This is a genomic window from Shimia sp. (genome assembly GCF_022448905.1).
Lineage (GTDB): Bacteria > Pseudomonadota > Alphaproteobacteria > Rhodobacterales > Rhodobacteraceae > Shimia.
On the sequence record NZ_JAKVCW010000003.1, the window covers coordinates 112,085 to 132,034 of the forward strand.

General features: G+C 58.1%; 19 protein-coding genes. 10 read left to right on the forward strand and 9 right to left on the reverse strand.

Going from position 1 to position 19,950, the window contains the following annotated elements; all coding sequences use genetic code 11:
• Window positions 1–42 precede the first annotated feature (42 nt).
• Window positions 43–768, forward strand: a complete 726-nt coding sequence (locus tag MK208_RS04495) for an AraC family transcriptional regulator (protein ID WP_294114350.1) — start codon at window positions 43–45, stop codon at window positions 766–768.
• Window positions 769–850: 82 nt separating this feature from the next.
• Here the strand turns inward: MK208_RS04495 and hisH are convergent, their stop codons facing one another.
• A complete protein-coding gene (gene hisH / locus MK208_RS04500; RefSeq protein WP_294114352.1) occupies window positions 851–1,489 on the reverse strand; it encodes an imidazole glycerol phosphate synthase subunit HisH in 639 nt (212 codons plus the stop codon).
• Window positions 1,490–1,571: 82 nt separating this feature from the next.
• Window positions 1,572–2,177: a TetR/AcrR family transcriptional regulator gene (locus MK208_RS04505; protein ID WP_294114353.1), complete on the reverse strand. Its 606-nt coding sequence runs from the start codon at window positions 2,175–2,177 to the stop codon at window positions 1,572–1,574.
• Between the two features lie 97 nt (window positions 2,178–2,274).
• Here MK208_RS04505 and MK208_RS04510 point away from each other — a divergent pair, with 97 nt between their 5' ends.
• Window positions 2,275–2,913, forward strand: coding sequence for a DUF2306 domain-containing protein (locus tag MK208_RS04510; RefSeq protein ID WP_294114354.1), 639 nt, complete (start codon window positions 2,275–2,277; stop codon window positions 2,911–2,913).
• Between the two features lie 42 nt (window positions 2,914–2,955).
• On the opposite strand, the gene MK208_RS04515 is transcribed toward MK208_RS04510, so the two are convergent.
• Together MK208_RS04515 and hisB are read right to left on the reverse strand one after the other, a co-directional pair.
• Window positions 2,956–3,795, reverse strand: coding sequence for a DUF1963 domain-containing protein (locus MK208_RS04515; RefSeq protein WP_294114356.1), 840 nt, complete (start codon window positions 3,793–3,795; stop codon window positions 2,956–2,958).
• Window positions 3,796–3,913: 118 nt separating this feature from the next.
• Window positions 3,914–4,501 carry an imidazoleglycerol-phosphate dehydratase HisB gene (gene hisB, locus MK208_RS04520; protein WP_294114358.1) on the reverse strand — a complete coding sequence of 196 codons (588 nt, stop codon included), beginning with the start codon at window positions 4,499–4,501 and terminating at the stop codon, window positions 3,914–3,916.
• 131 nt (window positions 4,502–4,632) lie between these two features.
• Here hisB and MK208_RS04525 point away from each other — a divergent pair, with 131 nt between their 5' ends.
• Both MK208_RS04525 and MK208_RS04530 read left to right on the forward strand, forming a co-directional pair.
• Window positions 4,633–4,872, forward strand: a complete 240-nt coding sequence (locus MK208_RS04525) for an Lrp/AsnC ligand binding domain-containing protein (protein ID WP_294114360.1) — start codon at window positions 4,633–4,635, stop codon at window positions 4,870–4,872.
• A gap of 23 nt (window positions 4,873–4,895) precedes the next feature.
• The gene (locus tag MK208_RS04530) at window positions 4,896–5,279 is read left to right on the forward strand and encodes a nuclear transport factor 2 family protein (RefSeq protein WP_294114362.1); all 384 of its coding nucleotides are present in this window, start codon (window positions 4,896–4,898) and stop codon (window positions 5,277–5,279) included.
• Here the strand turns inward: MK208_RS04530 and guaD are convergent.
• Complete coding sequence (gene guaD, locus MK208_RS04535; RefSeq protein WP_294114364.1) at window positions 5,276–6,562, reverse strand: guanine deaminase; 1,287 nt, start codon at window positions 6,560–6,562, stop codon at window positions 5,276–5,278. The genes MK208_RS04530 and guaD overlap by 4 nt on opposite strands.
• A 143-nt stretch (window positions 6,563–6,705) precedes the next feature.
• Here guaD and mgtE point away from each other — a divergent pair, with 143 nt between their 5' ends.
• Both mgtE and MK208_RS04545 read left to right on the forward strand, forming a co-directional pair.
• Entirely contained in the window at window positions 6,706–8,094 is a 1,389-nt protein-coding gene (gene mgtE / locus MK208_RS04540) for a magnesium transporter (protein ID WP_294114365.1), read from the forward strand.
• Between the two features lie 13 nt (window positions 8,095–8,107).
• Window positions 8,108–8,665, forward strand: a complete 558-nt coding sequence (locus tag MK208_RS04545) for a 5-formyltetrahydrofolate cyclo-ligase (RefSeq protein ID WP_294114368.1) — start codon at window positions 8,108–8,110, stop codon at window positions 8,663–8,665.
• A 3-nt stretch (window positions 8,666–8,668) separates the two neighbouring features.
• Here the strand turns inward: MK208_RS04545 and MK208_RS04550 are convergent, their stop codons facing one another.
• Window positions 8,669–8,926, reverse strand: coding sequence for a DUF333 domain-containing protein (locus tag MK208_RS04550; RefSeq protein WP_294114369.1), 258 nt, complete (start codon window positions 8,924–8,926; stop codon window positions 8,669–8,671).
• Between MK208_RS04550 and MK208_RS04555 the strand changes: the two genes are divergently transcribed.
• The 4 genes from MK208_RS04555 to MK208_RS04570 all read left to right on the forward strand — a co-directional run bounded on the left by MK208_RS04555 (window position 8,917) and on the right by MK208_RS04570 (window position 13,943).
• Complete coding sequence (locus tag MK208_RS04555; protein WP_294114370.1) at window positions 8,917–10,317, forward strand: hypothetical protein; 1,401 nt, start codon at window positions 8,917–8,919, stop codon at window positions 10,315–10,317. The genes MK208_RS04550 and MK208_RS04555 overlap by 10 nt on opposite strands.
• Window positions 10,318–10,395: 78 nt before the next feature.
• Window positions 10,396–11,214 carry a TIGR00282 family metallophosphoesterase gene (locus tag MK208_RS04560; RefSeq protein ID WP_294114371.1) on the forward strand — a complete coding sequence of 273 codons (819 nt, stop codon included), beginning with the start codon at window positions 10,396–10,398 and terminating at the stop codon, window positions 11,212–11,214.
• 1 nt (window position 11,215) lies between these two features.
• Complete coding sequence (locus MK208_RS04565; RefSeq protein WP_294114372.1) at window positions 11,216–12,103, forward strand: DMT family transporter; 888 nt, start codon at window positions 11,216–11,218, stop codon at window positions 12,101–12,103.
• Window positions 12,104–12,164: 61 nt separating this feature from the next.
• Window positions 12,165–13,943, forward strand: coding sequence for an SLC13 family permease (locus MK208_RS04570; protein WP_294114373.1), 1,779 nt, complete (start codon window positions 12,165–12,167; stop codon window positions 13,941–13,943).
• A 197-nt stretch (window positions 13,944–14,140) separates the two neighbouring features.
• Here MK208_RS04570 and lpdA read toward each other — a convergent pair whose 3' ends face one another.
• Genes lpdA through aceE form a run of 3 tightly spaced genes read right to left on the reverse strand, consistent with a single transcriptional unit; the run spans window position 14,141 to window position 19,820 of the window.
• Window positions 14,141–15,871 (reverse strand): dihydrolipoyl dehydrogenase, encoded by a 1,731-nt coding sequence (lpdA, locus tag MK208_RS04575; protein WP_294114375.1) that lies wholly within the window; start codon window positions 15,869–15,871, stop codon window positions 14,141–14,143.
• Between the two features lie 11 nt (window positions 15,872–15,882).
• Entirely contained in the window at window positions 15,883–17,142 is a 1,260-nt protein-coding gene (gene aceF / locus MK208_RS04580) for a dihydrolipoyllysine-residue acetyltransferase (protein ID WP_294114377.1), read from the reverse strand.
• A gap of 23 nt (window positions 17,143–17,165) precedes the next feature.
• Window positions 17,166–19,820 carry a pyruvate dehydrogenase (acetyl-transferring), homodimeric type gene (aceE, locus tag MK208_RS04585; protein WP_294114378.1) on the reverse strand — a complete coding sequence of 885 codons (2,655 nt, stop codon included), beginning with the start codon at window positions 19,818–19,820 and terminating at the stop codon, window positions 17,166–17,168.
• Between the last annotated feature and the right edge of the window lie 130 nt (window positions 19,821–19,950).

Sequence of the window (19,950 nt, forward strand, 5' to 3'; positions counted from 1 at the left end):
CAAATAAATCCGATTGATCGTGCATAAAATCCGGAATTCCACATGGACCGCCTGACGACACTTGTTGAGAAATTTCACCTCACCGTGCATCCCGCCACGCTGACGGAGGCCAATCTGATCGCCAAAGCAGGCGCGGATGGCACCCCGGCGAGGGTGGTGTTTCTGACACGCGGCACCTGTACGACGTCATGCGCTGGCGAGGTGCTCTTTGCCGCGCATGTGGACTGGATGGGGTTGACCAACCCGTTGATGGCCGCCTTGCCGGATGAGGTGCGCTATGACCTCAGCGGTGAAGAAGACAGCCGCGCCCTGGTGCGCTTGATGGCGGAGGAAACCACCGCCAACCGCTGCGGCGCGCAATCGGTGATCAATCGTCTTGGCGAAGCCCTCATGGTGCGCTTGCTGCGCGACCAGATTTCCCAAGGCACCACTGACGTCGGCTTGCTGGCTGGTCTGGCGGACCCGCGCCTCAGCCGCGCCATTGTCGCCATGCATGATTTTCCGGGCCGGGTCTGGAGCAACGCTGACCTCGCGCAGGAAGCGGGCCTGTCCCTGTCGCGTTTTGCCGAACTCTTTGCCCAAACGGTGGGCGAAACCCCGATGGGCTACCTGCGCCGCTGGCGGCTTATTTTGGCGCACCAGGACATCACCCGCGGCGACCGCGTAGATGCAGTAGCCCGCCGCTACGCCTACAATAGCCCGGAAAGTTTCACCCGCGCCTTTCGCAAAGCCTATGGGGCTGCTCCCACAGCATTACGCGTGGCTTAACTTGGCAGATTCTCAGTCCAGAAATATCCCGGGGTGAATTGCGCGTTTGCGCAAGAGGGGCCGGCCCCTCTCACATCGCCTTTTAAGGCGCCCACGTCAGGAAGTTGCCAATCATCCGCAGGCCAATGTCCTGGCTTTTTTCCGGGTGGAACTGCATGCCCACCATTGTGTCACGCCCGATGATGGCGGTCACGTCGCCACCATAGTCCACATGCGCCAAACGCTCTTCCGGCTTGGTCACGTGGAACTGATAGGAGTGCACAAAATAGGTGTGGTCGCCGCTGTTGATGCCATCAAGCAGTGCGTGCGGGTGGTCAATCACCAGATTGTTCCAGCCCATGTGCGGCACTTTTAGGCTGACATCACTGGGTTCAATCTTCTCAACGTCGCCCTCGATCCAGCCCAGCCCCTTGGTTAGTTCGTATTCATGACCGCGCGACGCCATCAGTTGCATGCCCACGCAAATGCCCAGAAACGGCCGGCCTTTGCCTTCGACCGCTTCCACCATCGCGTCATAGATACCTTTGTGGCCACGCAGCTCGGCGGCACAGGCCGGAAACGCGCCATCACCGGGCAGCACCAAACGGTCCGCCTTGGCCACCACATCTGCATCCGAGGTCACAACAACCTCGCCGCCATGCACCTCTGCGGCCATCCGTTGAAAGGCTTTTTCGGCAGAGTGCAGGTTGCCGCTTTCATAATCGATGATCGCTGTGAGCATGATCTTGGTCCCGTTTTACGTGTCGCTTCCAAGTGAAGCGAAACGCCGCGCGGGTCAAGAGGCTGCGGGGCAGGGTGGCGCTTTAGGTCTTGGCCTGTGTGCCAATCCGGTCAATCAGCGCCATGACTGCCTCAAACGGGCTGTCTTCAATCGGCATGGAGGTGCAGCCAAACTCGCCGCCAATGTAGAGCAGCGTAAAGCCGTGAATCAGCGACCAGACCTGTGCCTCGACAATATGCGGGTCTTCACCCTCCGGCACAAATGGCGCACAGACACCGCGTAGAATGAGATAGGCCTCAGCCTCTTCGCGGTTGTCTTTACGCGGCGCATGGATGCCCAGCCCATGTTCGCCAAACATCACCTTAAGCAATCCACTGTGGCTCAATCCAAACTGCAAATAGCCGCGACAGATGCTGCGCAGACGTTCACGGTCGGTCTGTTCACCTGCTTCAATCGCGTCCGTCATGTATTTGGAAAATATGTCAAACCCTTCCTCGGCAATGGCGGAAATCAAGCCTGACATGCCTGCGAAGTGATGCGCTGGCGCTGCATGTGACACTCCGGCGCGCGCCGCACATTTGCGCAACGTGAGCGCTTCCAGCCCGCCTTCTTCCAACAGGTCAATGCCCGCCTGGATCAGCGCGCGTTTGAGGTCTCCGTGGTGGTGGCGGGTTTTTGCTGTGGTCATGGGCCCAAACTAGCCTGTGACTTGACAGTGTCAAGAAGTTCTGATTTTTACAGCGTCAAGATTAACTTTACGGTGTCAAATTTGATCGGAGTGTCCCATGTATCCCATCCCCAAGCGCCCACTGTTGCCGCGCAGCCTGCCGCTGATCTGGTTCCTGTCGATTGCCATTGCCTTGGCCTCCATGCGGTTTCTGATTGCAGACATCGCCGTGGTGATGCCGATCATGCTGCATCACGCGCTGGAACGGCCGATCTTGATGTATGGTCACATTGCGCTTGCCCCCGTGGCACTGGTGCTCTTGCCCTTGCAGTTCAGCACCAAACTGCGCTTGCGCCTTCCAATGATGCATCGCTGGCTTGGACGGCTCTACGGTCTGATGATCCTGCTGTCCGGCCTGTCGGGTTTCTTCCTGGCTTTGCGCACAGAGGAGGGGCCCGTCGCAGCCTCCGGTCTCGCGGCCCTCGCAGTGGTCTGGCTCAGCACCACCGCCGTGGCGATCTACCTGGCCATCCAGCGTGACATCCCGGCCCACCGCCGTTGGATGATCCGCTCAGCGGCGCTGACCCTGTCCGCCGTCACCTTGCGGTTCTACCTGCCCATTGGCGAACTCACAGTGGGGTTTGACACGGCTTATCCGCTGATCTGCTGGGCCTGCTGGGTGCCCAACATGTTCATTGCGGAGTGGCTGATCCAACGGGAATTCCGCGGGATGAAACCTGGCTGGGAAGCGGCCTGAAGCAACCGGTGGTCTGCGACACAATGGGGCTGGGTACCCTTGTCACTCTTCCTCATGTGCAAAGCTTGCGTCGAACCGCCCCAGGCGCAGATCTTTTGGATTAATCCAAAAACACACGTTTTTGCCCGCGTGTTCAAAGCCGATATCTGGATCGGCACCGATCGAAAACAGCCGGGTAGTGTCTGCATATTTTTTTAGATTTCGACCGCCAAACATTGTGTTGACTGTCACTGAACTGGCCCGATTTTGCGTGTTTTCAGCGGGGTTAAAACGACGTTCTTGCCAGTTATGAAGTGCGGTGATCACGTTCCAATGATGCGATGACAGTTCTCGGTCCATAATTTCGTTGTCAAAATCGTAGTTGTAGTCTTCAAAGTCGCGCAGTTGCACGTTCCACTTGGCATAGCCCTGCGTCGGGGTTTCAAGATACCAATAGGATACGTATTCGGTTTCGATTGTCGGAAAGCGCGGGGTTGGTCTTGGCGGGTACACTGAGACATCTTCCGGCACGTAAATCACCTGAGAGCCCTGTTGACCCATCGTGCCGGAAACGGGGGCATAAATCGTGTCATAGAAGAAAAACAATGTTCCTGTTGTTGGCATTTCGGGCAGGTGATCAAACTTGGCAACTTCGGCCAAATTGATCTGCCCAAGAAAATGCATCGGAACAGTGAGGTCGTCTTCAGTATAGGTCGGCCAATCAATGTCTGGGGGCAGCGTTGGCTCGCCGCCAATCCAACACCCCGGTGCGCCGGGTGTGTCTGCATACACCGTTTTGTAAAACTGAACGCCGCGACAGGTTTCCGCTTTGAGGCGGTTTTCCATCTCTTCGCGTGTGGGGATCCGCTGCCATTCCCGCTGCTGTGCTTCAAAATCATCCATAACACGACACTCAATTCAATCTATGCGTGTTTCTTGTATTGTGGATTGCGAAAAGGCACCATCATAAAAAAGAGCCCGCGCTTGGCGGGCTTTCTCACGTCTTCGATTGTAAGCTAACTTACAGCGCGCCTTTGGTCGATGGGATGGCATCTGCCTTGCGCGGGTCCACTTCCACCGCTTCCCGCAAAGCGCGCGCCACGGCCTTGAAGGTGGCCTCGGCAATGTGGTGGCTGTTAAATCCGTGGATCTGATCCACATGCAGGGTGATCCCGCCGTGGGTCGCAAAACCCTGGAAGAACTCCCGCACCAACTCGGTGTCAAAGGTCCCAATCTTCTGGGTTGGCATCTCCAGATTCCAGATCAGGAACGGACGCGCGGACAGATCAAGGCTCGCTCGCACCTGCGCATCGTCCATCGGCAGGTGGCAAGTGGCATAGCGGCGAATGCCTTTTTTGTCACCCAACGCCTGCGTCAGCGCCTGACCCAGCGAGATACCCACATCCTCAACCGTGTGGTGATCGTCAATGTGGTAATCGCCCTCGGCGCGGATGGTCATGTCAATCAGGCTGTGGCGCGACAGCTGATCCAGCATGTGGTCAAAGAAGCCCACACCAGTCTGGTTGTCATAGGTGCCGGTCCCGTCGAGATTGATCTCTACGGTGATCTTGGTTTCCGCGGTGCTGCGGCTCACGCTTGCCTGACGCATCTGGTCATCCTTCGCTGATAGTCGGCCACCTTATAGGCAGCCCTCCCGCGCGGGCCAAGGGGGCGCAGTTTGCGATTGTGGTCAGGGTGGCATTTGTGCCAGCTTACACCCAAACCGACATGAGGGCTTTTATGACCACCTGCGTCTTTATCCAGATCCGCTGCAAACCCGGCACAACCTACCGCGTGGCCGAAGAGATCGCACTAAAAGAAATCCACTCCGAACTGCACTCCACCAGCGGCGACTATGACCTGCTGATGAAACTCTACATCCCCGAAGGTGAGGATGTGGGCAAGTTCATCAACCACCATATGCTCGACATTCCCAACATCGAACGCACCTTGACGACATTGACGTTCAAAGCGTTCTAGACCCTGCCATACAGGAGACCGCCATGGCCGATTTGGAAACCAACAAAGCCAGCGCCATGGCGCTCTACGATCTGATGTTCAATCAGAACAAGCCACGTGAGGCCGCAGAGGCTTACCTTGGCGAGGAGTACATCCAGCACAACCCGCACGTGGGCGACGGCAAAGAAGCCTTCATCGCTTACTTTGAGCGCATGGCCGCAGAGTATCCCGGCAAGAAGGTGCACTTCAAACGCGCCATTGCCGAGGGCAACATGGTGGTGTTGCACTGCCATCAGGAATGGCCGGGTGACGAAGACTACGCCGGCATCGACATCTTCCGCTTTGATGACAACGGCAAGATTGTGGAGCACTGGGATGTGTTGCAAACCATCCCAGCGACCTCAGCGAATAAGAACGGGTTGTTCTAGACGGGCTTCCCGTTGATCCAGGTGGCGGAGATGGCGCGGTCATCGCCCATCATGATGGTGGGGAAGAGCGCTTCCCACAAATCATTGGCCCGCGCGGACCGCTGCGCAATCTCCGGCGTGCTTGCCAAGTCCAACACCACCAGATCGGCCTCCATGCCGACAGCCAGATTGCCAATCTTGTCTTCCATATGCAGCGCCCGTGCCGAGCCTTGCGTGGCCAGCCACATCAACTCTGCCGCGTGCAGCGGGTTGTGGCGCAGTTGCCCAACCTCATAGGCGCTCGCCATGGTGCGCAGCATCGAAAAACTGGACCCGCCGCCGGTATCACTTGCTAAGCCAACCCGTTGACCGGCGGCGATTAGACCCCCCATGTCAAACAGGCCAGAGCCAATGAAGGTGTTAGAGGTCGGGCAGTGGATCAAACCAGCCCCAACCTCGCGCAGCCGATCCTTTTCACGCTCTTCCAAGTGAATAGCATGACCGTAGAGGCCTTTTTCGCCCAAGAGACCAAATTTCTCATAGGTGTCGAGATAGTCCCGTGCCTCAGGGAACAGATCTTTGACCCAGGCAATCTCGTCGGTCTGTTCACTCAGGTGGGTCTGCATCAGGCAGTCGGGATGCGCTGTCCAAAGACTGCCAAGCGCCTCCAACTGTTCCGGTGTGGAGGATGGCGAAAACCGGGGTGTGATAGCGTAGCTGATCCGGTCCAGGCCGTGCCAGCGATCAATCAGCGCCTTGCTGCCATCATAAGCGCTCTGCGGCGTGTCGCGCAGCCCCTCAGGTGCGTTGCGATCCATACAGGTCTTGCCGGCAATCACCCGCTGTCCTCGGGCCTGCGCCGCCTCAAAGAAGGCGTCCACCGATTCCGGATGAATGGTGCAGTAGCTCGCCATGGTGGTGACGCCGTGTTTGGCAGTGAGGTCGAGGTACATGGCAGATATTTGATCCGCATAAGCCCGATCGCCAAAGCGCATCTCTTCGGGGAAGGTATAACTGTTGAGCCAATCAATCAGCCGCTTGCCCCAACTCGCAATGATACCGGTTTGCGGGTAATGCACATGAGCATCGACAAACCCCGCAGAGATCAGCTTGTCGCCATAGTCGAAAACCTCCGCAGTGAGGTAGGCTTCGCGCATAGCATCTGCTGTGCCAAGCGCCACAATACGGCCCCCCTCAACAACAACCCCGCCATGGCTCTCATGCCGGGCGGCGTCGACACCGGCCTCAAACGGATTGGCGGCAAAGCTCAGCGTCTGCCCAAGCAGTAGGGTCTGTGCGCACATAATTTTCTCCAATCTCTTGAGGGCGGGTCTTTTTTCGGCCCCAACCGGTCGTGTCCCATTGAGTCCCAGCTTTGATTTAATCTATGGTCCGCAGCAAGTCCAAGACCACACAAACTGGTCCTTCGCCAAAAAAGGAGCGCGTCATGTCCAACACAGAGTTGCAGACCGCCCCAGAATTGGACGTGGAAGACTACACCCTGTCCAAAAAACTTGTAGCAGGCGTGCTCTATGCGTTGGAAGCGCAGGACCGCGCCACGCTGGTCGAACTGACAGAGCCACTGCACCCTGCGGATATTGCCGACCTTTTGGAACAGATCAACCCCTATGACCGGCGCCGCCTTGTGGAGCTTTATGGTGAGGAGTTTGACGGGGACATTCTGTCGGAACTTGACGAAGGCCTGCGCGAAGAGGTCATGGGCATCCTCAATCCCGAGGTTCTGGCCGAGGCCGTGCGGGAGTTGGAAAGCGATGACATCGTGGATCTTGTTGAGGATCTCGATGAACCGGCGCAGGAAGCCATCCTTGAAACGCTTGAGGATGCCGACCGTGTCGCGGTGGAGCAGGCGCTCAGCTACCCGGAGAACACCGCGGGCCGTTTGATGCAGCGTGAAACCGTCTGTGCGCCGGAGCACTGGACGGTGGGGCAGGCGATTGACCACCTGCGCAATGCCGAGGAGTTGCCCGAGCAATTCTATCACGTGATCCTTGTCGATCCGCGTATGAAGCCCATCGGTAATGTCACCTTGGGCAAACTCATGTCCTCTCGTCGGGATCTGCCGCTCAAAGACCTGATCGAAGACGTGTTCCAGATCATCCCGGTGACGCAGGACGAGGAAGACGTCGCCTATGCCTTCAACCAGTATCACCTGATCTCGGCACCTGTGGTGGATGAGGATGAGCGCTTGGTAGGGGTGATCACCATTGATGACGCCATGGTCGTGCTTGATGAGGAGCACGAGGAAGATATCCTGCGCATGGCGGGGGTGAGTGATGAGGCCAGCCTGTCTGACACCATCCTTGATGCCGCCAAAGGCCGCGCCACTTGGCTGTTTGTGAACCTGCTGACGGCCATCGTGGCCTCTGGTGTGATCAATCTCTTTGCCGACACCGTGGATCAGATGGTCGCTTTGGCGGTGTTGATGCCGATTGTCGCCTCTATGGGGGGCAATGCCGGCACGCAGACCATGACCGTGACGGTCCGTGCGCTCGCCACCAAAGACCTCACCGCACAGAACGCTTGGCGGGTGATCCGGCGAGAGGTGTCTGTTGGGGCGCTTAACGGCGCGCTCTTTGGTCTGATCATGGCTGGGGTGGCCGGTGTCTGGTTTGGCGTGCCGATGTTGGCGCTTGTGATTGCCGTCGCCATGTTCCTCACCCAAATCGCCGCCGCGCTGGGCGGTATTCTGATCCCCATGGCGCTGGAGCGCTTGAACATCGACCCGGCTTTGGCCTCCGGTCCTTTTGTCACTACCGTGACCGACGTGGTGGGCTTCTTCCTCTTTCTTGGGCTTGCGGCCCATGTGCTGCTTTAACGCGGAGACGTTGTTGATGGACCTGACAGAACAAAAAGCCGCCGCGCGCAAAGCCGCCTTCGCCCGCCGCAAAGACGCCTTTGGCAACGCGGGCCCGGGACAGTCCGCGCATCTCTCCGAAGTGCTGGCAGGCTACCGAGGCGTACCCCTCGCAGGCTACATGCCCATCCGCACCGAAATTTCTCCGCTCGCAGCCATGGCCGAAGCTTCCGCGCACGGCCCCGTCGGGGTGCCCGTGATCCAGGGCGAGGCCATGCCGCTGGAGTTTTCCCGCTGGGAACCGGACGGCGCTTTGCGTGACGGCCCCTTTGGCGCACAGGTGCCTGTCAAGGACAACTACTTTGACCCGGAGATCGTGATTGTGCCGCTGGTGGCGTTTGACATCAAAGGCGGGCGGCTCGGTTATGGCGGGGGGTTTTATGACCGCACGCTGGAACGCCTGCGGTCTCGTCGCGCCACCTTGGCAATCGGCTTTGCCTTTGACGCACAAGAGGCTGACCACTTGCCTTTGGAAGACACCGATCAGCCTCTCGATATGATGATCACAGAAACCCGCATCATCGAGTTCTAAACCTTAGAGGTCCGGGTTGGCTCCGGTCGCATTGATGCGGAAGTACTCCCAGGCATCCTGCTCACCGCCGCCTTTGAACTTACAGACGCCATATTCGTTGCCTTCCGCATCCTTGCGGATCTCATAGCCGTGCCCCTGGTTGATACAGAAGGTCGCCGCAGGGTTGGCCGCATCCGCCGCTTGGTTGGGAGAAGAATAGTCGTCACAGGCGGCCAGCGTTGCCAGCGCGCCCACCGCGGTCAGGGTCAAAATTGGTTTCATCAAAAACATCCTGTGTTGTCGGGTCTTGCCTCAATCTATCGCGCCATACACTCGGAACAAGAGCCTTCCGCCAAACATGCCCGCCAATACGTCATTCTTTGCCGATTGGTGTGCCCGCCTCGCTCTTTGCCCAGTTCGTTCCTGTTGTTGCCATATTTGGTTGCAAAAAATCAGATGAAACACGTTTTAGGGTATTTGGTATGATTAAAGAAGCGTCCCAACCGGTTCAGGTGGTTCTGGTATTTGATAACGCCCGCAGCTTTGGCAAACAGTTTAAACAACTGGAAAGGCTGTTGGCGCCACTGCAAGAGGCACTGCACTCTCACGGTACATGGCAGCACCTCAAAGGCTTCAGCGCGCCTAATTTGTTGGGAGTCTCTTCGGAAAATACGCATGTCACGATTCAGCGTTTTGACAAACCGATGGCGCTTGATGGGTTTGCAAGCATTCTCAGCAATCCATTGATCACCAATCTGCGCCCGGATGTGGCAAAGGCGCTTCTTCAACACAAATGCGCCCTGCTGATCGAGGTGGGACCGGGCAGTGTGCCGGGGTTCACCCAAGCTTTTGCGGCAGCGGGCTTTGACGATGCAATGGCCACGGCGATGGATGATCTGCTCGGCGGCGTTACCAAGCGCGACACCTTTGAGGAACGTATGTTGATAGCGCAGGCTGTGGGCTGTGCGCTGATTGATCAGATGATGCCGAGCGCGGTGCATTGGGGGCAATCTCATCAAGCCTTTGACGGGTCGACCTTTAAGCGCCTTGCCTCTAGTGGGTTCAATCTGCTTCTATATGTGGGGGCCTATCCTTATGACGCACAGCAACTGGAAGATGGCAATGTGCAGCTGGGATTGCGTGGATTGGGGTCGCAGGCGTTGCTTGGCAAAATGGTGATGTGTGCACCAGACACAAAAGACTGGATGGAAAACTACCAAATAATGCTGGCGTTCATCTCCTATTGCCGCAGCATGGGGCGCATGCTTGGTGATAATGAAACGTTCGGCGCTGATGGGCCGGACGCACCTGTGTATGAAGTGCAGCACAATAGCGACATTCCCGAACTGCCGGATGGTTATATTCTGTTGAAGCGGCGATGTGACGAAGCGTCCAAGCCCATGGCACTCAAAACCATGACAAGCAGCGAAAACAATCTTCGCGCCGCCATGCTTGGCAAACGCAATAGGCTGCCGCGTGACATACGCAACCGACCCAGCATTGGCGCGCGCAGCATAGGGGCAAAAGCGCAAATCGCCCGTGGTGCTGCACGCGTTTACAAAGTTGGGCGCTTCGCTTTGGGACTGGCAGTTCTCTATTTTGTACTCACACAGATTCACATTCCCGAAGCCCTGCTTCCGGACAGTTTTGTGGCCTCCAGCGCGCGTCCTTAATGCGTGATCTGACGGAATTTTGCCCAGCGGCACTTCGTGACTTGAGAAGCGCCCGGAACAGCGGTACCCCCATTGTCCATGAAGATTCTTTTCCTCGGTGATGTGATGGGGCGCGCCGGACGCGCGGCTGTGGTGGAACGCCTGCCCAAGCTGCGCGAAGACTGGCGGCTGGATTTAGTCGTGATCAACGGCGAAAACGCCTCCAACGGCATGGGGCTGTCTGGCGCCCACGCCAAGGCGCTGCTCGACGCGGGGGCCGATTGCATCACGCTAGGTGATCATGCCTTTGACCAAAAAGACATGCTGCAGTTCATCCAGAACGAACCGCGTATTATTCGCCCGTTAAACTACGCCCGCGGGGATGTGCCGGGCAAAGGCTTCCGTGTGTTCAACGCCCAAGGCGGACGCAAAGTGCTGGTGGCCCAAGCGCTGGGCCAGGTGTTTATGAAACAGCCCTATGGCGATCCGTTTTCAGCCGTAGATCAGGTGTTGCGCGCGCATCCGCGCGGCGGGTTGGTGCAGGCGGCGATTGTCGACATGCATTGCGAAGCCACTTCGGAGAAAATGGGCATGGGCCATTTCTGTGATGGCCGTGTCAGCCTCGTGGTGGGCACCCATACCCACATCCCGACAGCAGACACCCAAATCCTGCCCGGCGGCACCGCGTTTCAGGCGGACGCCGGCATGTGTGGCGATTACAACTCGGTGATTGGCATGCAGAAAGAAGAGCCCATGCGCCGCTTTGTAACAGGCATGCCAAAATCGCGTTTCACCCCTGCGCTGGGCGAAGCCACGCTGTCCGGGGTCTATGTCGAGACTGACGACCGCACCGGCGCTGCCAAACGCATCGAAATGGTGCGCCAGGGCGGTCGGTTGAGCCAATGCGGGCCAGCCTAAGGTGCCACTGGTCTACTGGATCATTGTCCTTCTGGCGATTGGCACCGGATGGGGTCTGAATCAGCCCTTGGCCAAAATCGCCGTTTCAGAAGGCTATGAGCCGCTTGGCCTGATTTTCTGGCAACTCGTAATTGGAGCGGCGTTCCTGTTTGTGTTGCGATTAGTTACGGGCAAATCCGTGGCCCTACCACGCAACAAGCTCTGGTTCTTCATGCTGATCGCATGCCTTGGCACCATCATTCCCAACAGCTTTTCCTACCGCGCCGCGGCGGAGCTGCCCTCTGGTGTGATGTCGATTGTGATCTCGCTGGTGCCGATGTTTGCCTTTCCGATTGCTTTGCTGATGGGCACCGACCGGTTCAATTGGCTCCGCCTTGGCGGCTTGGTGGCGGGACTCATTGGCGTGATCATCCTTGCCGAACCCGAAGCTTTGCCAGACCCGGCCATGGTGGCCTTCCTCCCCATCGCCGTGGTTGGCCCGCTGTGTTATGCCTTTGAGGGCAATGTGGTGTCCAAATGGGGCATGCACGGGTTGGGCGCGGGCCACGTGCTCTATGGCGCCTCCGTTGTCGGGGCCATTCTCGCGCTGCCACTGGCTTTGGTCTCTGGCCAGTTCATTGACCCGCGCACCGAGTGGAACGCGCCCGAATACGCGTTGGTCTTGTCGTCCGTGATCCATGCTTGTGTCTACACCGCCTATGTCTGGCTGGTGTCCCGCGCCGGTGCCGGCTTTGCCGCGCAAGTCAGCTACGTGGTCACCGGCAGCGGCGTTCTCTGGGCCATGTTGCTGCTCAAAGAACAGTATTCACTCTGGGTTTGGGCCGCATTGGGGCTGATCCTGGTGGGCATGACCTTGGTGCAGCCACGTATCCAAGCTGAAACCGCCTAAAATCTCTTGCCCGACAGGGGCTTCATGGTAAATGTTGGCCGCTGGTAAAGACGGAATTGGTATGGATCTTTTTGCATTTTCGCAGACCACTCAGGCGGTGCTTGCGCTTTTGACCGTGGCGGGCATGTTTGTGCTCTTCCTGCGCGAGGCCTATCCAACCGAAGTGGTGGCCATTGGCGGCGTTGCCGTGCTGCTGTTCCTGGGGGTCCTGCCGTACCAAGCCGCGCTTGACGTGCTCTCCAATCCGGCGCCATGGACCATTGCCGCCATGTTCATTGTCATGGGCGCGCTGGTGCGCACCGGGGCCCTGTCGGCCTTTACGGCACTGGCAGACGGGCAGGCGCAAGAACGCCCACAAGTGGCCATCACCGTGCTCCTGTGTTTTGTGATCCTAGCTTCGGCATTTGTGTCCAACACCCCGGTGGTGGTGGTGATGATCCCGGTCTTCACCCAGCTGGCGCGTACTTTGGGAACGTCGGCCTCTAAGTTGTTGATCCCTTTGAGCTATGCCGCGATCATGGGCGGGACTCTGACGCTGATCGGTACGTCTACAAACCTCTTGGTGGACGGTGTCGCGCGTGATCAGGGATTGGAGCCTTTCAGTATTTTTGAGGTCACGCCGCTGGGTCTGATCATTGTGGTTTGGGGGATGGCCTACCTCTACTTTGTGGGACGACGCCTTTTACCGGAACGCGCCAGCATGGCGGACCTTCTGTCCAACCGCAGCCAGATGAAATTCTTCACAGAAGCGGTGATCCCGCCGGAAAGCAACCTGATAGGCCGGGAAGTCTCCGGCGTGCAATTGTTCAAACGCGATGGCGTGCGTCTAATCGACGTGATCCGCGGGGACACCTCGCTGCGCCGCAACCTCGGCGCGGTCACGCTTCAGGTCGGTGACCGTGTGGTTTTGCGTACCAAGATGACAGAGCTGCTCAGCCTGCAGCGTAATAAATCCCTGAAACGACTTGATCAGGTGGGTGCGGTCGAAACCACCACAGTGGAAGCGCTGATCACACCGGGTTGCAAGATGGTTGGTCGCCGGCTCGGCGCGCTGCGCCTGCGCCGCCGCTACGGCGTCTATCCACTGGCGGTGCACCGTCGGAACCAGAACATCGGCCAACAGCTGGATCAGCTGGTAGTGCGTGTCGGCGACACGCTGCTGCTGGAAGGGGCGCCTGAGGACATCCAACGTCTCGCCACCGACATGGATATGGTTGATGTGTCTCAGCCGTCAGAGCGCGAGTATCGTCGCGGGCATGCGCCCATTGCCTTAGGGGCCATGGTGGGCATCGTGATCTTGGCGGGGCTTGGGGTCGCGCCAATTCTTTACCTCGCCATTCTTGCCGTGGCGGTGGTGCTATTGACGCGCTGCATTGATGCGGAAGAGGCGTTTTCCTTCGTCGATGGCCGTCTGTTGTCGCTGATCTTCTCCATGCTGGCCATCGGGGCAGCTCTTTCACACTCCGGTGCCGTGTCGCTGATCGTGAACAATCTCGCACCAGCTTTGCAGGGCCTGCCACCCTTCCTGCTGATCTGGGCCATCTACCTGCTGACCTCGGTGCTGACGGAGCTTGTGTCCAACAATGCTGTGGCCGTGGTGGTGACGCCCATCGCGGTGGGACTGGCGCAGGCCATTGGTGTGGACCCGCGTCCCTTGGTGGTCGCTGTCATGATTGCCGCTTCGGCTAGCTTCGCGACGCCGATCGGCTATCAGACCAACATGCTGGTCTTTGGACCGGGTGGCTACAAGTTCACCGACTTCATGCGTGTCGGCATTCCGCTGAACCTGTCGATTGGCATTTTGGCCTCCGCGCTGATCCCGTTTTTCTGGCCGCTTTAACGCTGTTGTATCAAGGGGCAACGCGCGGTGCGTTTACCGTTGCGCGTTTTGCGGTGGCGGAAAAACGCACCTCCGCGAAACAGTCGTGATACCGACAATATACCGACGTGATTTTGAGGCCATTTAGGCCGGTTAACAGCCCAACAAAAAACGCGCCGCAGAGGTCTGCGACGCGTCGAATTTTGATCCGGTGTAGATCACTTCTTTTTGCGCGGTGGCATCAAGTCGGTGATCGTGCCTTCAAACATTTCTGCGGCAAAGTTGACCGTCTCGGACAGAGTGGGGTGCGGGTGAATGGTATGGCCCAGATCAACCGCATCCGCGCCCATTTCAATGGCCAGAGCCACTTCTGCAATCAGGTCACCAGCGTTGGGTCCAACGATCCCCGCGCCAATCACGCGCTCGGATTCTTCGTCGAAAATCAACTTGGTAAGCCCTTCAGAACGGCCCAGAGACAGCGAGCGACCGGACGCCGCCCAAGGGAACACTCCCTTGCCAACCTTCATGCCTTCGGCCTTCGCCTGTGTCTCTGTGACACCCACCCAAGCAACCTCAGGATCGGTGTAAGCCACCGATGGGATCACCCGCGCATCAAAGTGGCGTTTGTGGCCCGCAGCCACCTCTGCCGCAACCTTGCCCTCGTGCACAGCCTTGTGCGCCAGCATAGGCTGGCCAACCACGTCACCAATGGCAAAAATATGAGGCACACCAGTGCGTTGCTGACTGTCGACGCCGATGAACCCACGCTCATCCACAGCCACACCAGCCGCCGCCGCGTTGACCTTCGCCCCATTCGGGCGACGCCCCACCGCAACAAGCACTTTGTCAAACGTATCAACCACTTCGCCCTTGGGGCCTTCCATGGTGACCTCAAGACCAGCGTCCGTTGCTTTAACCGCCGTGACTTTGGTTTTGGTTAGGATGGCCTCATAGCGTCCTTCGATCCGCTTGTGCAGCGGTTTAACAACGTCTTTGTCCGCCCCCGGAATAATCTGATCCATGAACTCAACGATAGTCACTTTTGAGCCCAACGCATCGTATACAGTTGCCATTTCCAGGCCGATGATGCCGCCACCCAGCACTAGCAGGCGCTCAGGCACATCTTCCAGCTCCAGCGCGCCGGTGCTGTCGATCACACGTGGATCATCATGTGGGATGAAGGGCAGTGTGACCGGCTCAGAACCGGCTGCAATGACACATTGGTCAAAGCTGACGGTGGACTTTTCGCCGTTGTTGTCGACCTCAATCATGTTGGGCCCAGTGAAAGTGCCATAGCCGTTCACAACCTGAACCTTACGGGCTTTCGCCAAACCACCAAGGCCACCAGTCAGTTGATTTACAACACTTTCTTTCCAACTGCGCAGCTTGTCGAGGTCAACCTCGGGCTTGGAAAAGCTGATGCCATGCTCTGCCATTTCCTCAGCTTCAGTGATCACCTTGGCAGAGTGCAACAGCGCCTTGGACGGGATACAGCCCACGTTCAAACAAACCCCGCCAAGCGAGCTGTCTTTCTCGATCAGCACAACCTTTTTGCCAAGGTCCGCGGCGCGGAACGCCGCTGTGTAGCCACCTGGACCGGAACCCAAAACCACCACTTCGGCATGCACATCACCTGCGCCGGATGCTGTGCCAGTCGCGGCCACAGCCTGTGGCGCTGCAGGTGCTTCTGGCGCGGCCGCTTTGGGTGCTTCTGCAGCGCCCTCTGCTTCCAGCACAAGGATCACGCTGCCTTCGGAGACATTGTCGCCTTCGGCCACTTTGATGTCCTTCACCACGCCAGCGGCAGGAGAAGGCACTTCCATGGTGGCTTTGTCGCTCTCGATCTCGATCAGCGGGTCTTCAGCGGCAACAGTGTCACCGACAGAAACCAGAACGGAGACCACAGGAACTTCGGAAAAGTCCCCAATATCAGGTACTTTGACGTCCATCTTTGCTCTCCTTACCACATCAACTTGCGCATGTCGCCAAGCAGGGTTTTCAGCGTCACGGTGAACCGTGCGGCCAATGCCCCGTCGATGGCGCGGTGGTCGTAGCTGAGCGACAGTGGCTGCATCAGGCGCGGTACAAACTCTTCGCCGTTCCAGACCGGTGCCATTTTGGAGCGGGTCAGGCCAAGGATGGCCACTTCCGGTGCGTTCACGATTGGGGTGAAAGATGTGCCACCGATGCCGCCGAGGCTGGAAATGGTGAAGGTCGCGCCCTGCATGTCGCCGCTCTTCAACTCACCTGCGCGGGCTTTGCCGGACAACTCCATGAGATCTTTGGAGATTTCGACAATGCCTTTGCGGTCAGCGTCTTTGATCACAGGCACAACCAAGCCGTTTGGCGTATCTGCCGCAAAGCCGATGTTGTAGTAGTCTTTCTTGATCAGCTTATCGCCATCCGGATGGATCGACGAGTTCACTTCCCAATGCTGTTTCAGAGCCGACACAGATGCTTTGATCACAAAGGACAGCAAGGTCACGCGATAGCCGTCTTCCTTGGCCATCGTGTCCATTTCCTTGCGGTACTTGTCCAGGTCGGTGATGTCCGCTTCGTCGTTATGGGTGACGTGCGGAATGTTGAGCCAGCTGCGGTGCAATGCCGGACCAGACAGTTTCTTGATGCGCGGCATCTCGACATCTTCGACCGGACCAAACTTGGAAAAGTCGACAGCTGGGATCGGCGGAATGCCCATGCCGCCCTGTGCCGGACCACTGGCGGCAGGCGCCGCTGCCGTGGAACTTTTCAGGAAGGCAGTTACATCTTCACGCAGGATACGGCCTTTGCGGCCGGACCCGTTTACTTTGGCCAAATCCACGTCCAACTGCCGTGCAAAGGCACGCACAGATGGGGAGGCGTGGGTCTTGCCAAACCCGGCATCGGTGACCGCCGCCGGAGCGGGGGCTGCTGCAGGAGTTGGTTCTGCGGCTGCCGTCGCAGCGGCTTCCGCTTTCGGGGCCGGGGCTTCCGCTGCTGCGGTGCCTTCTGCTTCCAGCATCAGGATCAGCGACCCTTCGGATACGGCGTCGCCTTCGGACACTTTGATCTCAACCACTTTGCCAGCCGCAGGGGACGGCACTTCCATAGTGGCCTTGTCGCTTTCAACTTCGATCAGCGGGTCTTCGGCTGCGACCACGTCACCGGCGCTGACCAGGACGGAAACCACTGGAACATCAGTGAAATCGCCGATGTCGGGAACTTTGACTTCAATTGCCATTGCTAATTCTCCTCTCTTCCCGATCACACCAGGCGCGGGTTCGGCTTGGTGCCGTCGATGTCGTATTTGGCCAGTGCGGCCTCAAGGTCTTTCTTGGTCACAGCGCCCTCTTTGTAGAGGTCCACCATGGCTGCAGCTGCGATGTGGTTAGCATCGACTTCGAAGAAGCGGCGCAGGTTCACGCGGCTGTCGGAACGGCCAAAGCCGTCTGTGCCCAGCACGGTGTAGCTGCCCGGCACGCAGGTCCGGATCTGCTCCGCGAAGTTCTTCATGTAGTCGGTGGCCGCAATCACTGGCCCTTTGGCTTTCGCAAGCTGTTGCGCCACAAAGGACACTTTTGGTTCCGCCAGCGGGTTCAGGCGATTGTGGCGGGCCACATCCTGACAATCCCGCGCCAACTCGTTGAAGCTGGTGGCCGACCAGATTTCGCTCGTTACACCGAAGTCCGCCCCCAGCATCTCAGCCGCCTTCATGGCCTGCACCAGAATGGTGCCGGAGCCCATTAGCGTCACGTGCTTCTTGGACGGTTTCTTTACCTCTTTGAAACGGTAGAGACCTTTGATGATCTCGTCTTCCACACCCATCGGCATATCCGGATGGGCATAGTTTTCGTTCATCAGTGTGAGGTAGAAGAACACATCTTCCTGGTCTTCATACATCCGTTTCATGCCGTGCTGCACAATCACCGCCACCTCGTGTTGGAAGGTTGGGTCATAGGAAATGCAGTTCGGAATGGTGCCAGCAAGGATGTGGCTGTGGCCGTCTTCGTGTTGCAAACCCTCGCCATTCAGCGTGGTCCGGCCCGCGGTGCCGCCCAGCATGAAGCCACGCGCGCGGCTGTCGCCTGCGGCCCAGGCCAGATCGCCAATGCGCTGGAAGCCAAACATGGAGTAGTAGATGAAGAACGGGATCATCGGCACGCCGTGGTTGGAATAGGCGGTGGCCGCCGCAATCCAATCCGCCATAGCGCCAGCTTCGTTGATGCCTTCCTGAAGAACCTGACCGTTGGTCGATTCCTTGTAGTACATCATCTGATCGGCGTCTTGCGGCGTGTATTTCTGCCCTTCCGGGTTGTAGATGCCCACCGAGCGGAACAGGCCTTCCATACCAAAGGTGCGGCTTTCGTCCGGCACAATCGGCACGATGTTCTGGCCAATCTGCTTGTCCCGCAGAAGGGTTGTCAGAATACGCACAAAGGCCATGGTGGTGGAAATCTCGCGATCCCCTGTGCCTTTGAGCTGCGCCGCAAATTTGTCCAGCGTGGGGATTTCCAACTTGGGCGATTGGCTCTCACGTTTGGGGAACTCACCGCCAAGCGCTTTGCGGCGGTCCGCCAGATAAGCTTTCTGCGCGTTGTTGAGTTTTACAAACGGCGCGTCACCCACATCTTCGTCGCTGACCGGGATTTCAAAGCGGTCGCGGAAGGCGCGCAGCTGATCCTCGTTCATTTTCTTTTGCTGGTGGGTGGTGTTCTGGCCTTCGCCAGCGGTGCCCATGCCGTGACCTTTGACGGTCTTCACCAACAGACAGGTCGGTTGACCTTTGGTGTCGCTGGCACGTTTGAAGGCTGTGTAGACTTTTTGAGGATCGTGACCACCACGACGCAGGGACCAGATTTGCTCGTCGGTCCAGTCTTTCACCAGCTCGGCGGTCTCTGGGTATTTGCCAAAGAAGTGCTCGCGAATGTAGGCGCCGTCTTTGGATTTGAAGGTCTGATAGTCGCCATCAACGGTTTCGTCCATCAACTGACGCAGCTTGCCGGAGGTGTCTTTCTCCAACAGTTCGTCCCAGCCTTTGCCCCACAGCAGCTTGATCACATTCCAGCCGGCGCCGCGGAAGTCACCTTCGAGCTCTTGCACGATCTTATGGTTGCCGCGCACTGGGCCATCAAGACGCTGCAGGTTGCAGTTCACCACAAAGATCAGGTTGTCGAGGCCTTCGCGTGCAGCGAGGTCAATGGCGCCGCGGCTTTCCGGTTCGTCCATCTCGCCATCGCCAAGGAAGCACCAGACCTTGCGGTCGGCCATGTCGATCAGGCCGCGGTTGTGCATATATTTCATGAACCGCGCTTGGTAGATTGCCATAAGCGGGCCAAGGCCCATGGAGACGGTTGGGAACTGCCAGTAGTCCGGCATCAGCCACGGGTGTGGGTAAGAGGAAAGACCGCCACCGTCCACTTCAGAGCGGAAGTTTTCCAGCTGCTCTTCGGTCAGACGACCCTCCATGAAGGAGCGCGCGTAAATACCAGGGATCACGTGGCCCTGGAAGAACACCAGATCACCACCGTGGATCGCAGATTTGCTGCGCCAGAAGTGGTTCAACCCTATATCATACATCACCGCAGAGGAGGCGAAGGAGGCGATGTGGCCGCCGTATTCGCTGCTCACTTTGTTGCGGCGTACCACAGTCGCCATGGCGTTCCAGCGGTTGATGGTGCGGATGCGCCATTCCATGTCCAGATCGCCAGGAAACTCTTCCTGATCGTCGGTTGGGATGGTGTTCTGATACGGCGTTGTTGCCGAGAAGGGCAGGGTGGCTCCGGCGGCGCGGGCTTGCTGCACCGCTTTGTCGAGCAGGTAATGCGCTCTGTCTGGTCCATCCCGCGCGATGACATCCTCAATGGCGTCCTGCCATTCTTGGGATTCTACCGGGTCGATGTCTGGAAATTCATTCGCCATGCGGCGCTCCTCCACTGAAATCCGCGTTTCGATCCTTATAGTTTAATATTAAACAATTGAGCTAGTGCGCCAAGTGCATGGGTCCCATGCGTGTGGCGCAAGGCTCGGTCAAAAGGATATTGGGGGAGTT

Coding starts and splice junctions, on each gene's coding strand:
- hisB (WP_294114358.1), bottom strand. CDS start 4,501: ATGCGTCAGGCAAGCGTGAGCCGCAGCACCGCGGAAACCAAGATCACC.
- MK208_RS04550 (WP_294114369.1), bottom strand. CDS start 8,926: ATGAAACCAATTTTGACCCTGACCGCGGTGGGCGCGCTGGCAACGCTG.
- MK208_RS04560 (WP_294114371.1), top strand. CDS start 10,396: ATGAAGATTCTTTTCCTCGGTGATGTGATGGGGCGCGCCGGACGCGCG.
- MK208_RS04515 (WP_294114356.1), bottom strand. CDS start 3,795: ATGGATGATTTTGAAGCACAGCAGCGGGAATGGCAGCGGATCCCCACA.
- aceF (WP_294114377.1), bottom strand. CDS start 17,142: ATGGCAATTGAAGTCAAAGTTCCCGACATCGGCGATTTCACTGATGTT.
- mgtE (WP_294114365.1), top strand. CDS start 6,706: ATGTCCAACACAGAGTTGCAGACCGCCCCAGAATTGGACGTGGAAGAC.
- MK208_RS04530 (WP_294114362.1), top strand. CDS start 4,896: ATGGCCGATTTGGAAACCAACAAAGCCAGCGCCATGGCGCTCTACGAT.
- aceE (WP_294114378.1), bottom strand. CDS start 19,820: ATGGCGAATGAATTTCCAGACATCGACCCGGTAGAATCCCAAGAATGG.
- MK208_RS04505 (WP_294114353.1), bottom strand. CDS start 2,177: ATGACCACAGCAAAAACCCGCCACCACCACGGAGACCTCAAACGCGCG.
- MK208_RS04495 (WP_294114350.1), top strand. CDS start 43: ATGGACCGCCTGACGACACTTGTTGAGAAATTTCACCTCACCGTGCAT.
- MK208_RS04525 (WP_294114360.1), top strand. CDS start 4,633: ATGACCACCTGCGTCTTTATCCAGATCCGCTGCAAACCCGGCACAACC.
- MK208_RS04570 (WP_294114373.1), top strand. CDS start 12,165: ATGGATCTTTTTGCATTTTCGCAGACCACTCAGGCGGTGCTTGCGCTT.
- guaD (WP_294114364.1), bottom strand. CDS start 6,562: ATGTGCGCACAGACCCTACTGCTTGGGCAGACGCTGAGCTTTGCCGCC.
- lpdA (WP_294114375.1), bottom strand. CDS start 15,871: ATGGACGTCAAAGTACCTGATATTGGGGACTTTTCCGAAGTTCCTGTG.
- MK208_RS04510 (WP_294114354.1), top strand. CDS start 2,275: ATGTATCCCATCCCCAAGCGCCCACTGTTGCCGCGCAGCCTGCCGCTG.
- hisH (WP_294114352.1), bottom strand. CDS start 1,489: ATGCTCACAGCGATCATCGATTATGAAAGCGGCAACCTGCACTCTGCC.